Origin of the sequence: Bacillus cereus group sp. BfR-BA-01492 (genome assembly GCF_022662815.1) — a bacterium.
In the GTDB taxonomy this organism is placed as follows: Bacteria; Bacillota; Bacilli; order Bacillales; family Bacillaceae_G; genus Bacillus_A; species Bacillus_A cereus_BD.
Map to the genome: position 1 here is coordinate 1 of NZ_JAKUEH010000019.1, position 15,541 is coordinate 15,541.

Consider the following 15,541-nt stretch of genomic DNA (forward strand, 5'->3'; position numbering starts at 1 on the left):
GAAGCATTAAAGCAAGCGTTACAACAATTTGACTATATGATTCAAGATTTAAACGATAATAAAAGAGTCATAAGCACTGTACATGATTTACTTCTATCAAGTTGGTCGCAACTTGGAGTGGGAAAAAAAGCAATCAGTGATTTAGAAACTTTCAAGAAAAATATTGGTACAAAGATGGAAGAACTTCAGGCTGATAAGCATGAATTAAAGAGTGCGATTGACTTAATTAAGGCATTAGATCAAAGTTATGATTATATGGGTCCTAAATATTAAAAAACACTCGCTAGGAGTGTTTTTTAATATTTAAATCAGTATTTTTTTGATAAAAAAAGAAAATCGCCTTATTTTGGGGACGTTTATGTTATTGTACCTAAATTATTATTTTCTTGCACATGATCCCTATTCCATGTGCTTTTTTATTTTATTACTTTATTCATGGGGTCACTATATCATTTTGGGAAAATTGTACGATAAGGACTACAAACCCTTATCATTACAGTATTTTTTAAAGATGAATATATGTTCAGAAAGATAAAAACCTAAGTTTAATTGAACATTGATTTATTTACACACTTTATGAACATGATTATAGTTAGAAAACGTTGATATTATTGAGTTTTCTCCTCTGTTCATAAATATAAGGGTTTCTGGACAGATGTCTCTTAACGTACAGGAAACGCTCAAAATGTGTCCAAATTGTGTCTGTGACTTTAGGAGATAATTTGCGTAGTTTCCAAATGATAAATTGCACATAAAACAGCTTTATTTTGGATGAAAAATACTTCACCGAACGAAAAAATAAGATACAGTTGTTAAAAAGTCTTACTTGGACAAAAAACTCTAAATATTTATCCAAAAATAACATTTATAGCATGATATTGACTAAACTGTACTTTAATCCAAAAAAGTTTGCATATAACTAGTATGTTTTACAAACTAGTTATTATATGATACAGTATTTCTAACTAGTATGTTTTACAAACTAGTTATTGCACGGTGCCGTATTTCTAGCTAATATGTATTACAAATTAGTGAGGTGAGTAAATGAAGGAAACACAACTACTAAAAGGGGTACTTGAAGGTTGCGTGCTATCTATTATTAAACAACAACAAGTATACGGTTATGAACTTGTACAAATGATGCGTGATTATGGATTTACAACAATAGTAGGTGGAACGATTTATCCTCTACTGCAAAAATTAGAAAAACAAGGATTAATTAAAAGTAAGGAGCTCGCTTCACCTGATGGACCGAATAGGAAATACTTCTTTATTACACATAAAGGAGAAGAACAACTAGAGAGTTTTGAAGAACAATGGGGTTCATTGATTGTAAAAGTGAATCGGATTTTGAAAAAAATGGAGAGTGAATCGGATGAAAAATAATACCGCTAAACAATTAGTGGAGCAAAATAGCAAGCTTAGAGAACAGCTATCCCCAGAAAATAAAATATATTATGAAGATATTTTACTGTATATGCGTACATTTGGGTTTTTCTATGAAGAATTAGAAACAGAACAACATTTAATGGTGATATTACAAGATATTTTAGAAGCACAAAAGCATGGTGAATCGGCAGAAGAGTATTTAGGTAAAAATCCCAAAGAGGTTGTCGATCAACTGACAAAGCAATTTGATAAACCTTCATGGAAATCGATTTTTAAAATTAGTGGTTTAATTTTTTTAATTAGTATGTTTTACGATATTGTAGGTAGTTTTACAGCCCCATCATTACAAATAAATGGATTTGTTATATTATTGAATGGAATATTCTCCGTTGCATTCGTTTATGGTGTTTTTAAATTGTTACACCTGAGTATTTATATGAAAACGCAATTACCAAGGTTAATTAAATTTTTCGTAGTATGGATAATAGCAATGATTCCGTTTGGGGTATTTATCCTCATTCGACTTTATACACCAAAACAAGGAATTTTAAAAATTAGTACCCCATTTGATTGGATTGCTATTCTTGTTATTTTAATCGTGTCTATCGTTTATGTTATATCTAAGAAGAAACGTGAATTCTTTGGGGGCCTTACTTTCGTTGTCACTTTAGGAATATTCGGTTTATTATTAAGGATTCCACAAACAAAGGAATTTGTACAGGGTGGTAAAAATCAAACTTTTGTCATTCTTAGCATTATTTTGCCTATTGCGCTCTATATACTAGTCGAATGGTTACTATTTCGAAAAATGGAAGATGAAAATTAATTATGAATAAATAGTGTTTACAATACAGAGTTATCATTTTAACACTCTTTAAATGAACGATAACACTTCAAAACAATCTTTAAAATCGGAACATCCATATAAAAGATAACCCCTGCATTTTGCTCAAATATTTTTCAAAGTGCAGGGATTTTTTATTGAAAAATCAACATTTTTAGTTTTGATTAAACTTTATTGTCAATTAATATCTTCCTCGAGTTCTTTTTGGATACGATAAACCGTTGGTCTGGTCACACCATTTTTTTCAGCAATCTTCTTTATAGGTAATCCTGAATTTAACATTTGTACAATTTGATAATAGACAGCTTGTTTTTGAGGATCTCGCGCATCTGGTCCATAAAGGGTTGGTCGCCCTTGATAAACCCCTTTTTCTTTCGCAATTTTTATTCCTTGTGCCTGACGTCGTTTACTTTCTGTTCGTTCTTTTTCCGCAATCATAGCCAAGAGTTGCAGAATTAAATCTTTGACAAAACGATCTAATAGCGGATCGCCTAGGGGCTCACTTAATATAGGCATACTTGTAACAAGTAAACCGATTTTTTCTTGCTTCAGATAATTTATTGTACGAATGATTTCATTATAATCACGTCCTAATCGATCAATCGCTTCTACCATTAAAAAATCACCTTCTCGTACAAAATCTAAAGCTCTTTTAAATTCTACACGATTCATAAAATCCGCTCCGGATTTTTTCTCTACAAATATTTTTTCCGCACCGTGATTTTTAAATTCCACAATTTGTCGCTCTAAATTTTGATCCATAGAACTGACTCTAGCATAAGCAATTTTCACTCTCAAAAATCCTCCAGTTTCTCTCTATTTATTTTACACCCTAATTTTACACTTAAAACATCCGTTTCTCAATATATCACCTATGTAAAATTAGGGTACACCCATAATAGACACATAAGAAGGTATGTGAAATAATTGTGTTACATTTTATGGAAAGGGGATAAATAAATGGACAAAGAGTATTATCATTCATTGACACAATGTACAGAACAACAATTGGAAGATGCATACAAAAAATATAAAATTATTTTTCCTTATTTAGAAAATGAAAAAACTGTTCAACAAATCAGTGAAGAGACAAAATTATCAATTCGCATCATTCAATATTGGATTTGCAAATTCAAAGAAAATGGTTTATTAGGTCTTGTCAGAAAAGAACGTTGTGATTGTGGGAAATTTAAAATGCCTGATTTAGTTCAACAGCAGATTCAAAAAATTTATCTTGAAAATAAAAACATTTCTATTTCTTCTATTCATCGAAGAATAAAAAAGTGGTGTGAAGAAAATGCACTTGCTGAACCTAGTTATTATCAAGTCTGGAGTTTCATAAGGAACATCCCTAAGAATTTAATTGAATTAGCTCATTACGGAAGAAAACATTATGAGAATAAATATGATTTAGTTTATTTGCGTGAAGCTAAATATCCTAATGAATTCTGGCAAGCAGACCACACTATGTTAGATATAGAAATTTTGAACGCAAAAGGTCAACCAGAAAGACCATGGTTAACTGTAATACTAGATGATTATAGTAGAGCAATCGCGGGATTTTACATCGATTTTGGTGCACCAGATACTATTCGAACCGCTTTAACACTACGTCAGGCAATTTGGAGAAAAGGAGATAAAAATTGGCCGATTTGTGGTATACCTGAAACATTTTATACAGATCACGGAAGTGATTATACATCTCAACATATGGAACAAATCTCAGCGGATTTAAAAATGGTACTGTCATTTTCACGGGTAGGAGTTCCTAGAGGACGTGGAAAAATAGAACGATTCTTTCGAACTGTTAATATGATGTTTCTTCAAGATTTACCAGGATATATAAAGAATCCTACATCAAAAAAATTAATGACACTAGATGAATTAATAGAGCAATTTCAGCAATTCACTTTAAATACTTACCATTATAGAATTCATGGGACAACAAATAAACGTCCAATTGAAATGTGGAATGAATCTGGATTTCTTCCTAATATGCCTGAAAGCTTACAGTCTTTAGATTTACTTTTGCTTTCATCGGCTAAGCCACGCAAAATCCATTCAGACGGTATCCATTTTCTTGGATTAAAATATATGCATACAAACCTTTCAGCATTTGTGGGTGAAGATGTAATGATTCGATACGATCCAAGAGATATTGCTGAGATTCGTGTTTTTTATAAAGGTACCTATCTATGTACTGCAATATCTTCTACAGTTGATGGGTATTCAATTGGCTTGAAAGAACTTCAAGCTGCAAGAAATAAACAACGCAGAAAATTAAAAAATAGCGTTATTATCACAACAAAATCGGTTGTTGAGCATTTAAAGATTGAAAAAGATGCATCAGAAAAAGTGAAACAAGTTAAGCCTATCACTTCAAAACTTAAGAGGTATAAAAATGAATAAACAGAGCCACTTCATTGAAACCAAAGAATATAAAAAATTCGCTGAATTTTGTGATGCATGCGCTGAATTTAAATATATCGGTATATGTCATGGATTACCCGGTGTGGGAAAAACAATTTCAGCTCGTCAATATGCTAATTGGGATTATATCCATTCTAAGATTAACGAATTTTCTGTTTATAGTGACCAAGGGAAAAATATAAAAGATGATACGATTTTAAAAAGTAATACTGTTTTTCATACCGCTCCATCTGTCCGACCTTCAAGGTTATATGACATGATTAAGCATACATGCTTCAACCTTCAAATGTCTAAAGATGGTTATCTAGCAATAAGAGATAACTATGAAAATAATTGGACAAGTTCATTTAAAAAAGCAGATGAATTTAGTACGATTGATCTCATCATCATTGACGAAATCGATCGTTTAAAGTTTCCAACACTTGAAATTCTCAGAGATATCTATGACCAGTACAACGTAGGTATGGTGTTTATTGGTATGCCAGGAATTGAAAAAAGATTATCACGTTATCCTCAGCTATACTCGAGAGTTGGTTTTATTCATGAATTTAAAAAATTAACTCCAACAGAAATGAAACATATCTTAACATATAAGTGGGAGAAGTTAGGGAACAAACTACACTATGAGAATTTTGAAGATTATGAAGCAGTGAATACTATTATAAAGATGAGTCGAGGGAACTTTCGATTACTTGAACGATTATTCTCTCAAATTGAAAGAATAATGAAAATTAATCATTTAGACAAAATCACTACAGAAGTCGTTGATGTAGCAAGAGATTCTTTAGTAATTGGAGAAAATGAATAAACAAGCAGAAAGAGAAGTCTATAATTTTATAGACTTCTCTTTTTTATATGCAATTTACCATTAAAAAACTATGCAAATTATCTCCTAAAGTTACATGTAAAATTCCATAAAACAGCATAAACAAGAAAAAAAGCGCCTAAAGGAGTTATTTTCTCCCTCTAAGCGCTTTTTATCACAATTTGCTATTTAGAATGCTGCTTATTTTTGTTCGTCTACAGGCACAGCAGCGTCTTTTAATGCTTGTTCTAATTCTGCTGTATATTTTGCTGTTTCTTCATTCGTCCAGCCTAGTTTTGCAGCCATGTATGCAATAACAGGCTCTTTCCAGTCATATACCCATTGAATGTTGAAGAATACAGCTCCTCTGCGGCGTACAAAGAAGTCGACAGGTTTTGCTGTCATTTCATAGTCCATTGCGTATACAAGCGGTACAAGGACGTCTAATGGCATGTTGTATTCTTTTGCTTCCTCTTTTAAATCTTTTGCTAAGTTAAAGAGAACATCAACGTTAGAACCGTAGAATTTCGCAAATGCTTCTGCTTGCTCAGTTGTTAAGCCGTATTTCGTACCTTCTCCTGCTTTTTTCGAAACGAACGCTGGTAATCCTTCAGAACCACCTACATGTCCACCAGAGATTGGCATATGTTTCGTTTTTGTTTTTGGTAATGCACTGTGACCTTCTTTTTGCATTAAAGATGCAACGTAGTCAACAACCATTTCTGCCATTTTACGATATCCAGTTAGCTTACCACCAGCAATTGTAATTAGGCCTGAATCAGAAGTCCAAATTTCATCTTTACGAGAAATTTCAGATGCGCTCTTACCTTCTTCATAAATTAACGGACGAACACCAGCCCAGCTTGATTCAATATCTTTTTCTGTAATTTTCACAGTTGGGAACATATAGTTAATCGCTTTAATAATATATGCGCGATCTTCTGTTGTCATTTTTGGTACCGCTGCATCTTTATCATAGAATGTATCAGTTGTACCAACGTATGTTTTGTTACCACGTGGAATCGCGAAGACCATACGTCCATCTGGTGTATCGAAATAAATCGCTTGGCCAAGTGGGAAACGTTTTTGGTCGATAACTAAGTGAACACCTTTTGATAATTGTAGTACTTTTCCTTTTTTCGAATTATCTTTTTCACGAAGTGTATCTACCCAAGGACCTGCTGCGTTTACAATTTTCTTACCGTAAACTTCATATACGCTTCCATCTAATAAATCGATGACACGTACACCACATACTTTTCCGTCTTTATATAAGAAACCGTCTACTTTTGCATAGTTAACAGCTTTTGCGCCGTGCTCGATTGCTTCTTTCATAACTTCGATTGTTAAACGAGCATCATCTGTACGATACTCTACGTAGTAACCGCCGCCTTTTAACCCTTCTTGTTTTACAAGTGGTTCTTTCTTCATTGTTTCCTCACGGCTAAACATTTTTCTGCGTTCGCTTCGTTTTACACCTGCTAAGAAGTCATATACACGAAGACCGATTGATGTTGTAAATGCACCAAATGTACCGCCCTTATGGAATGGAAGTAACATCCACTCAGGTGTTGTTACATGGGGACCGTTCTCATATACAATCGCACGCTCTTTCCCTACTTCTGCTACCATCTTCACTTCAAATTGTTTTAAATAACGTAAACCGCCATGTACAAGTTTTGTTGAGCGGCTTGATGTTCCTGCTGCAAAGTCTTGCATTTCGAACACAACTGTTGATAATCCGCGCGTTACAGCATCTAATGCGATACCAGAACCAGTAATACCGCCACCAATTACAATTAAATCTAACTCTTGTTTATGAACACCTTTTAATACGTCTTTACGTTGTTTACTTGAAAATTTCATGGTATTTCCTCCCTTTGATACGAAAAAAAGAGACCACAAACAACACTATAGAAATCTCTCTATAGCGCGTTATGGTCTCTCCATATCTCCTACCGAATTATTAACTTACCATCATTATAACACTGTTTATGATTATTTAAAAGCTTTTGTTGCTTCAATTGCTTTTTTCCATCCAGCATATAGTTCTTCGCTTCTTTCCATCTCCATTTCTGGTGTAAAGCTTCGATCCATATCCCATTGTGCTTTAATTTCTTCTTGACTTTCCCAATATCCAACTGCAAGCCCTGCTAAATATGCAGCCCCTAGCGCTGTCGTTTCACTAATCATTGGACGCTCTACTGGAACTTGTAACACATCGCTTTGGAATTGCATTAAAAAGTTATTTTTCACTGCGCCGCCATCAACGCGTAACGTTTTCAGCTTAATGCCAGAATCTGCTTCCATTGCGCATAATACATCTCTTGTTTGATATGCTAATGATTCTAACGTTGCACGAATGAAGTGCTCTTTCGTTGTACCGCGCGTTACACCAAATACAGCTCCGCGCACTTCACTATCCCAGTATGGTGTTCCAAGTCCTACGAATGCTGGTACAACATATACACCGTCCGTTGATTCAACGCGTGATGCATACTCTTCACTCTCACTTGCATCATGAACCATGCGCATGCCATCACGTAACCACTGAATTGCTGAACCTGCTACGAAAATACTTCCTTCTAATGCATAATTTACTTTACCATCTAAACCCCATGCAATTGTTGTTAATAGGCCATGATTAGAGTTAACTGCTGTTTCACCCGTATTCATTAACATGAAGCAACCTGTTCCGTATGTGTTTTTCGCCATACCTTCACCGAAACACGCTTGCCCAAATAACGCTGCTTGTTGGTCACCTGCCACACCAGCAATCGGTACACTTTGAGAGAAGAAGTGATAATCAACTGTATGACCGTATACTTCAGATGACGGACGTACTTCTGGTAACATGCTCTTTGGCACCGTTAACATTTCTAATAATTCATCATCCCATTGTAAGTCATGAATATTGAACATTAATGTGCGTGATGCATTTGAATAATCTGTTACATGTGCTTTACCACCAGACAATTTCCATACAAGCCATGTATCAATTGTACCGAATAATAATTCACCGCGCTCTGCTTGTTCTCTTGCACCTTCAACGTTATCTAAAATCCATTTTACTTTCGTACCTGAGAAATATGCATCAATTAAAAGACCTGTTTTTTCGCGAACCATATCGCTATAGCCTTTTTCTTTTAACTCTTCACAAATTTCAGCTGTTTGACGAGATTGCCATACAATTGCGTTATAAACTGGTTTCCCAGTTGCCTTCTCCCAAACAACTGCTGTTTCACGTTGGTTTGTAATCCCAATACCAGCGATTTGTTCTGGTTTCACATCCGCTTCACTTAAGCAAGTTGCGATAACCGCTAGAATGGATCCCCAAATTTCTTGTGCATTATGCTCTACCCAACCTGGCTTTGGAAAATATTGCGTAAATTCTTTTTGAGCAGAATGAACGATTTCTCCTTTTTTATTAAACAGAATGGCACGTGAACTTGTTGTGCCTTGATCTAATGAAAGAATATATGTTTCCATCCTTGTTTCCTCCCTATTATGCTACTTTTCTACTATTTGTATCGTTTCCGTTCTTTTTACCTGCTATATAAGAGATTGCTAGTATAATAACCGTTGCAATCACCACATACATAAGTGCTGTATTTTGTTTTCCGTCAAATACAACTTGATGAAATAAACCTGCAAGTGATCCGCCTAAAATCGGTCCTACAACCGGAATCCATGCATACTTCCAATTTGATCCGCCCTTTCCTGCAATCGGAAGGAAGAAGTGTGCAATACGAGGTCCCAAGTCACGTGCTGGGTTAATCGCATATCCCGTTGTTCCACCTAATGATAAACCAATACTTACAATTAAGAACCCTACGATAAATGGGTTTAAACCATCCGCAAATTTATTTGCACCAATTGCTAATATACCAAATACTAAAACGAATGTACCAATCATTTCACTCAGAAGGTTTGCAAATGTGTTTGGAATTGCTGGTCCTGTTGCAAATACACCTAACTTTGCTCCTGGATCTTCTGTTTCTTTCCAATGCGGTAAGTAATGTAAATATACGATAACAGCACCGATTATTGCCCCAATCATTTGTGCTACGATATATTCTGGAACATCACTCCATGGGAACGTTCCCTTAAATGCTAGTCCTATTGTTAATGCAGGGTTCAAATGCGCCCCACTAATAGATCCAACAGCATATGCTGCTACTGCAACCGCTAAGCCCCAACCCATTGTAATTACAATCCAGCCAGAATCCTTAGCAAACGACTTCTTTAAACTTACCCCAGCACAAACACCGCCACCAAGAACGATTAATAACGCTGTCCCTATTAACTCTCCTAAAAATGCTGACATAAAATCCCTCCACAATCAAATTAAACGTTTACAATGTGAAGGAGAGAAAATGAATGGCCATTCGTTTTTTCAAAAAGAAAAGACCCACAGCCTACATGCCTCTATATAACAATATAGAAACAATAAAATGTGGATCTCTTCTTTTTCTCCGTCACGTTTATTAACTTATCTATAATGTTAACCGCAAATGAAAGCGGTGTCAACGAATTTCTTTCACATTTTCGTCACTTTTTTTGGAAATGTTTCCATAGCTCTTTTTTCGACGTTGTAATTGCTGTCGCACCAGCCTCTAAAGCCCTTTCCACATCAGCTACTGTACGAATAAAACCACCGGCTAAAATCGGTATTCCTGTGCGTTCGTTTACTTCCGCAATCACACCTGTTAAAGCTCCTGGAAGCACTTCAATATAATCCGGTTTTGTTTTCGCTAACAAATGACAGCTTTTTTCCATCGCGCTTGAATCGATTAAAAAGATGCGCTGAATTGCTACAACGCCTTTTTGCTTCGCCTTCATAATCACGCTTGCCTTCGTCGATAAAAGTCCATACGGCTTATACTCTTGACATAAAAACTCTGTCGCATGACCATCGCTTTGCAATCCATGAATTAAATCAACATGTAAAAACACCTTTTTCTCATATTGCTTCGCTAGGTTCACAACACTTTTCAATTGTCCAATATGAATATCTAAAATGACAATATACTCATAAGAACTATGCACAAGCTTTTCTAAGTCTTTAATTTGCCTTACTGCTGGTAAAATTTTCTGTTCATGAAATTCCATTTAAGCTCTACCTTCCTCTCTACTTTTATAGTATAGCTAGTTCATAAAAAATTCACATCTTTTTTTGTCTTATTTTGTCGAATATCTTGTATCTTGTAGGACCATGAAAAAAGTGGATAACCTATTCGTTATCCACTTACGCTTATAGTAACACAGAATCCTTATCATTGTCTTGGTTGCGGCGCTCCCGTTCTTCCTCTAAACGTTTCATATATATTTCGCCTTCTTTTTCGATGAATTCATTATCTATTTCTTGCTCTTTTTTAGAAGTATATAAAACCATGTAGCCACTTACAACAATCCCAATAATAACAAGATAGATCCACCATGGTAAAGTTTCCACTTTTCTTCCTTCCTTTCTTTTAGACAAGCCTTGTTAATTTCACTGTATGAAAGGAAGGAGATTTTTATGACTATATCATGTAAATGAAGCTTATCGATGAATCCAAACGGCACCTGCCGAGTTATCTGTAGCTTGTCCTACTACTTCAAACTTCAACCCTAGCTTTGGTAATTTACGCCCTGCATCTGGAATGATATCGTTTATATATCGCTTAGAATCATCAAATGTCGGGACTCCTCGTAACCCTTTATAATCAAAAGTACCGTTTTTTAATGAATTCACCTTCCAAGCAGGTGTTTGATCAAATGAAAAGGCGGCATCCGCAATTTGATAAGGTGTACTCTTTTTCACAGTCGGCTGTCCCTCTAACATACCGACGACTGCCTCTGGATGAGAGTCGACTACTCCTAAAAAGCCTTCGCCCGGATGAATACCAACCCAGTTGTCTGTAAAACTTTGATCCGCATACCATACGAGCATTCCTGTATGAAATACTGGACCATTTATATGTTTCAATGCCTTATCAGAACCGGCATAATTTCTCCATTCTAAATAATAATGATGCTTCTTGTATTCCAATCCATCCGATACTGTAAAACCGTTTAGTGTCATCAATGGTTCACCTTCTGCATCGTCAGTAAATACAACCTTACCATCTACAGTTAACGTAGCATTATCTAAAGCAAACCCTTTATACGATGTAGCTGGATCCGTTATGTATTCAAACTGTAGTTTTACTTTTTGTCCTTTAAATTGACTTAAATCGTATGACTTATCAATCCAGTTCCCTTCTGTTGTATCTACACCTTTTTGAACTTCTTTCTCACCGATTCGATCTATGCGCGTCTTCGCGCCGTCTTCTGTAACTACATTTACTTCAAGAAAATCATAATTCGCCTCTATTTCATAGAATGCCTTATAAGTAAACGTTACATTCTCAACCTTTGTTAAATCAAAAGACGGTGTCTCAAGCGTTGTATGCATGTCATTTTCTTTTGTACTGTAATAAAATTTCTTCCCAAAACTCGGTTCAATATTTTTTATCTCTTTATCAGGTAAGTTCACTCGAACAATTCCTGGTCGTTTCGACTTTGTAACACTTTGATCTAAATATGTCGCAATACCGATGCCGCTGCGAAGCTGATTATACTCAACTTCAACGATATTCGCCCAATTTCCGCCCATATTCTTTTGGAAAAATTCCTTATTTTGTGGTGAAAAACTTGTTGGTTCCGTTCCAGCAATTGTTCCAGTCCAACTGCCACCGCTCATAATTGACCAAGCGTGAATTGGCTCTCCTTCCCCTGAATATTTTGTATCATATTCATCAGGTAATCCTAAATCATGGCCGAACTCGTGCGCAAATACACCAACAGCTCCATCTTCTGGTTCGATTGTATAGTCGTATGCTGCTATTTTTCCATCCCAATTTGAAACAGAAGACTTCGTTCCCTCAATTGGATATGGTTGAGACCCCAGCTTAAAACGATGAGACCAAATCGCATCATCTTTCAGCTTACCACCACCAGCTTCTTGTCCTGCTCCGGCATGTATCACCATTAAATGATCAATAATACCATCTGGTTCATTTCTATTACCATTGCCATTGTAATCGTATTGGTCATATTGATCAAAATCAGCTAAGTTAACTCCTTGTGCAACTGCTGCTTTTAACGCTTCCTTCACAAAATCACGAGGCCCTAAAGGCCCTTTATTATCTCGTCCACCTTCCCCATCATCTGCACCATAGTCAGAGGCCTTTCCTGGTACTGTTAACCATTCCGTAACAGTACCATCAACTGTATAACTGCCGCCTGATTGTTCCTCATAATACTGCTTAAATGTTGGCACTTTCGAACCATCAAATAGTGTAAATGGTTCATCTCCAAATAACATCTTTTCATAATGCTCACGATTAAAATCATTCGAATACATATATCCTGGCTTTTTCTCAATATTGTTATGTTTAAAGTCACGAAATTCTACAAGTAAAACTAGCACTTTATCTTTACGAACAGGGCCATTATATTTCGCTTGTTTAGCAGGGGAAATCGGAACCTTCCCTTTTAAATGCCCCGCATTCATTCCTTGCTTGCCTCCATCTAATGGTAGTCCTGTTGCCGCTTTATTTGGTTTATTTGCCTGTTCTTTCTCTTTCATCTTTGCATCTTTTACTTGTTTCATAAATTCAGAGGCTTCCTGTGTAATTGTATCCTCGGGAATCATATCTTTCTCAGGATGATGTCCCTTTTTCTTTTCTACATATTTCTCAACAGCCTTTGACACCTCAGCTTGAGATGCGCTCTTATCGATTACTCCCCGTTCTTTCAGTGCCTCTGCTAACCGTTCTTCCGGTATTAAACTTTCATCCATCGGTATAGATGATACCGGTTTTGACTCAGCATAAGCAGCATCATTCCCAAAAGTACATATACTACTTAACATCCCCGCTACGACTAGCATTGAATACCCTTTAAAACGTTTCTTTCTTTTCAAAGCATTTCCCCCTATGTATTGCGAATAATCAATTTTTTTGTCGATATACTAATAATATTGTTATAATTCCTAGATTTCAATATATTTCGAAAATTAAATACAAAAAATATTGAGAAAATTTTTTCTGAAAATAAAAAAGAGGCTATTCTAAAAGGTCATTTTGCCACCTTTTAGAATAGCCTCTTTCAAAACATACTTTTATTCATTATGAGATGTAGCTGCAAAGAAGTCTTGTACATATTTCATAAATTCCTCTGGTTCTTGGCGAAATGGTGCATGATATCCTTTTTCGATAATATGGAATGTGCTATTTTTAAACAACTTATGATACAACTCACCATTTTTCCACGGAACACTCTTATCATGTCGCCCCCATATAATTAAAGTTGGCACTTTCATTTTATCTGCATCCATCACTATGCGGCGCTCTCTCATTTTCGTTAGTTCCTTATAATGTTCTTTATCATCTCGTCTATTTTTCACTGCGTTTTTATCATAGTCCGTAATGGAGATAGACTCGCTATGAGATGAAAAGTTCGGCTTAGTGTCGCTTCCTTTTTGCTGAAAAGATTCAATTCCTGTCGCATCAGCTAAAATAAGATGTGTCACTGCATCTGGGTATAAATATGTTAAATTAAGAGATAACTCTCCGCCCATAGAATGACCGAGTACCGCAAACTGATTATACCCTAACTTTTTCATTAACTTATAATATAAATTTGCTTGATTTGGAAATGTATATTGAAAATCCATCGGCTTGGAAGAACGGCCAAATCCTAAAACATCAACCGCAATAATCGTATGATCTTTCGCGAGTTCCGGATAAATATCACGAAACCCATCGGAAGAACCGCCAAATCCATGAAGCATAAGAAGCGGTGGTTTGCCCTCACCAATTTGCTTAAAATATATCGTTTGTCCACCAATCTGTGCCATTTTTTCTTTTGTATTCAGTTTTGTTACTACCGTATCTTTCACTTCTTCTACTTTCGCCGTTGGCTTCTCAGCCATGCTGCATACAACTAACGCAACAAGAGCAATACAACAAATCACATACAACTTCAATCGCTTCAAAGTGATTGTCTCCCTTCCTCTATTTTGAATGATGAACAACTCTTCCTACTATTAGCTTTGACTTTTTATGAACATTTTATATCCCTTATAGTTGTAACCAATATGATTACAACTATAATAAAAAATATATTTCGCATTCCATTTTCTTCACACTAAATATTTTGTAATCATTATAGTTACAAACTAAAAGTAAGTCAATTCCTTCTCTAAAAAGAATTGACCGTTCTCATCCAAACACTTCCATTACCAAAATTGTATTTTACATAAGAGGAAAAAGATGCTTTACCAATGATCATAGGAGACATTGAAATAATAAAACAAAATTTCTCCCCTAGTTTTTGTCGATTGAAAGAAGTTAGATGATGTTGTTATCAAATGCTATTCTAGCAATCTACTTTTACATTGAGGAGTTGAATCAAAGTGTGCTTCTAAATATTCATGCCGCAACAAAGACATAATGTGAAGCGACTCGTAGCCCTCTGTACCTTTTAAACATTCTCTTAATGTCCCTTCAATTGTGAAACCTTGTGTTTTATATAAATGGATGGCACGTGTATTATGCACCTTCACATCTAACCATAACCGATTTGCTTTTTGGTGATGAAAGACCCAATTCTTGATTAACCGAAATGCCTCTTTTCCATACCCTTTCCCTTTTGGTCCAATTACAATTCGTACTAACTCCACGCTATCATTTGGACTTTGTAAACCTGCCAATATCATATATCCCACACATCTATGGCTCTCTTTATCCTCAATAATGAAATGTAATATATCCTCATCCGCTAAAGAAGCCTCATGCTGCTCCTTAGACCACGGAACAATAAATTGTACATTTTCATTTTCACGTTCCATATTGTAAATAAACTCAATATCTTCTTTCATCGTACGCCTTACATGAATAAAACGAGAATGTTGAAACATCATGACCCCTTCCTTTTCTAAACATAATAGCTTCTCTTTTTCGTTCGCAAAATAATAAACAATCCCCCTTACTTACATTCATCATATCGAAAGGAAAATTTCGGAACAACCCTATTTCAAAATA

General features: G+C 35.4%; 14 protein-coding genes. 5 read left to right on the forward strand and 9 right to left on the reverse strand.

Annotated elements, in window-relative coordinates; genetic code table 11:
- The 3 genes from MR063_RS18150 to MR063_RS18160 all read left to right on the forward strand — a co-directional run.
- A partial coding sequence (locus MR063_RS18150) for a hypothetical protein (RefSeq protein ID WP_242200582.1) occupies positions 1-273 on the forward strand: 273 nt, incomplete at its 5' end.
- Between the two features lie 771 nt (positions 274-1,044).
- Positions 1,045-1,386 carry a PadR family transcriptional regulator gene (locus MR063_RS18155; RefSeq protein ID WP_016126019.1) on the forward strand — a complete coding sequence of 114 codons (342 nt, stop codon included), beginning with the start codon at positions 1,045-1,047 and terminating at the stop codon, positions 1,384-1,386.
- Entirely contained in the window at positions 1,376-2,215 is an 840-nt protein-coding gene (locus MR063_RS18160) for a DUF1129 domain-containing protein (RefSeq protein ID WP_242200584.1), read from the forward strand. Before MR063_RS18155 ends, MR063_RS18160 begins: the two co-directional genes overlap by 11 nt.
- A 195-nt stretch (positions 2,216-2,410) precedes the next feature.
- On the opposite strand, the gene MR063_RS18165 is transcribed toward MR063_RS18160, so the two are convergent.
- Complete coding sequence (locus MR063_RS18165; protein WP_242200586.1) at positions 2,411-3,025, reverse strand: recombinase family protein; 615 nt, start codon at positions 3,023-3,025, stop codon at positions 2,411-2,413.
- A gap of 168 nt (positions 3,026-3,193) precedes the next feature.
- On the opposite strand from MR063_RS18165, the gene MR063_RS18170 reads away from it, so the two are divergent.
- Both MR063_RS18170 and MR063_RS18175 read left to right on the forward strand, forming a co-directional pair.
- Positions 3,194-4,642 (forward strand): Mu transposase C-terminal domain-containing protein, encoded by a 1,449-nt coding sequence (locus tag MR063_RS18170; protein WP_242200587.1) that lies wholly within the window; start codon positions 3,194-3,196, stop codon positions 4,640-4,642.
- Positions 4,635-5,471, forward strand: coding sequence for an AAA family ATPase (locus MR063_RS18175; RefSeq protein WP_242200589.1), 837 nt, complete (start codon positions 4,635-4,637; stop codon positions 5,469-5,471). The genes MR063_RS18170 and MR063_RS18175 overlap by 8 nt, the downstream gene beginning before the upstream one ends.
- A gap of 198 nt (positions 5,472-5,669) precedes the next feature.
- Here MR063_RS18175 and MR063_RS18180 read toward each other — a convergent pair whose 3' ends face one another.
- From MR063_RS18180 to MR063_RS18215, 8 genes are all read right to left on the reverse strand, one after another.
- Positions 5,670-7,334, reverse strand: coding sequence for a glycerol-3-phosphate dehydrogenase/oxidase (locus MR063_RS18180; protein ID WP_242200591.1), 1,665 nt, complete (start codon positions 7,332-7,334; stop codon positions 5,670-5,672).
- Positions 7,335-7,466: 132 nt separating this feature from the next.
- Positions 7,467-8,957 (reverse strand): glycerol kinase GlpK, encoded by a 1,491-nt coding sequence (gene glpK / locus MR063_RS18185; RefSeq protein ID WP_242200593.1) that lies wholly within the window; start codon positions 8,955-8,957, stop codon positions 7,467-7,469.
- Positions 8,958-8,973: 16 nt separating this feature from the next.
- A complete protein-coding gene (locus tag MR063_RS18190; protein ID WP_242200594.1) occupies positions 8,974-9,795 on the reverse strand; it encodes an MIP/aquaporin family protein in 822 nt (273 codons plus the stop codon).
- Between the two features lie 224 nt (positions 9,796-10,019).
- Positions 10,020-10,580 (reverse strand): glycerol-3-phosphate responsive antiterminator, encoded by a 561-nt coding sequence (locus tag MR063_RS18195; RefSeq protein ID WP_242200595.1) that lies wholly within the window; start codon positions 10,578-10,580, stop codon positions 10,020-10,022.
- 142 nt (positions 10,581-10,722) lie between these two features.
- Positions 10,723-10,923: a sporulation YhaL family protein gene (locus MR063_RS18200; RefSeq protein ID WP_242200597.1), complete on the reverse strand. Its 201-nt coding sequence runs from the start codon at positions 10,921-10,923 to the stop codon at positions 10,723-10,725.
- Between the two features lie 90 nt (positions 10,924-11,013).
- Positions 11,014-13,419: an immune inhibitor A domain-containing protein gene (locus MR063_RS18205; RefSeq protein ID WP_277927938.1), complete on the reverse strand. Its 2,406-nt coding sequence runs from the start codon at positions 13,417-13,419 to the stop codon at positions 11,014-11,016.
- Between the two features lie 198 nt (positions 13,420-13,617).
- On the reverse strand, positions 13,618-14,493 hold the full coding sequence (locus tag MR063_RS18210) for an alpha/beta fold hydrolase (protein ID WP_242200598.1): 876 nt from the start codon (positions 14,491-14,493) through the stop codon (positions 13,618-13,620).
- A gap of 378 nt (positions 14,494-14,871) precedes the next feature.
- Positions 14,872-15,417, reverse strand: a complete 546-nt coding sequence (locus tag MR063_RS18215) for a GNAT family N-acetyltransferase (protein ID WP_313929699.1) — start codon at positions 15,415-15,417, stop codon at positions 14,872-14,874.
- Between the last annotated feature and the right edge of the window lie 124 nt (positions 15,418-15,541).

What these genes read in the sequence shown, in the direction of transcription:
- MR063_RS18195 (WP_242200595.1), bottom strand. Translation starts at nt 10,580, where the DNA reads ATGGAATTTCATGAACAGAAAATTTTACCAGCAGTAAGGCAAATTAAA.
- MR063_RS18190 (WP_242200594.1), bottom strand. Translation starts at nt 9,795, where the DNA reads ATGTCAGCATTTTTAGGAGAGTTAATAGGGACAGCGTTATTAATCGTT.
- MR063_RS18160 (WP_242200584.1), top strand. Translation starts at nt 1,376, where the DNA reads ATGAAAAATAATACCGCTAAACAATTAGTGGAGCAAAATAGCAAGCTT.
- MR063_RS18155 (WP_016126019.1), top strand. Translation starts at nt 1,045, where the DNA reads ATGAAGGAAACACAACTACTAAAAGGGGTACTTGAAGGTTGCGTGCTA.
- MR063_RS18175 (WP_242200589.1), top strand. Translation starts at nt 4,635, where the DNA reads ATGAATAAACAGAGCCACTTCATTGAAACCAAAGAATATAAAAAATTC.
- MR063_RS18215 (WP_313929699.1), bottom strand. Translation starts at nt 15,417, where the DNA reads ATGTTTCAACATTCTCGTTTTATTCATGTAAGGCGTACGATGAAAGAA.
- MR063_RS18180 (WP_242200591.1), bottom strand. Translation starts at nt 7,334, where the DNA reads ATGAAATTTTCAAGTAAACAACGTAAAGACGTATTAAAAGGTGTTCAT.
- glpK (WP_242200593.1), bottom strand. Translation starts at nt 8,957, where the DNA reads ATGGAAACATATATTCTTTCATTAGATCAAGGCACAACAAGTTCACGT.
- MR063_RS18170 (WP_242200587.1), top strand. Translation starts at nt 3,194, where the DNA reads ATGGACAAAGAGTATTATCATTCATTGACACAATGTACAGAACAACAA.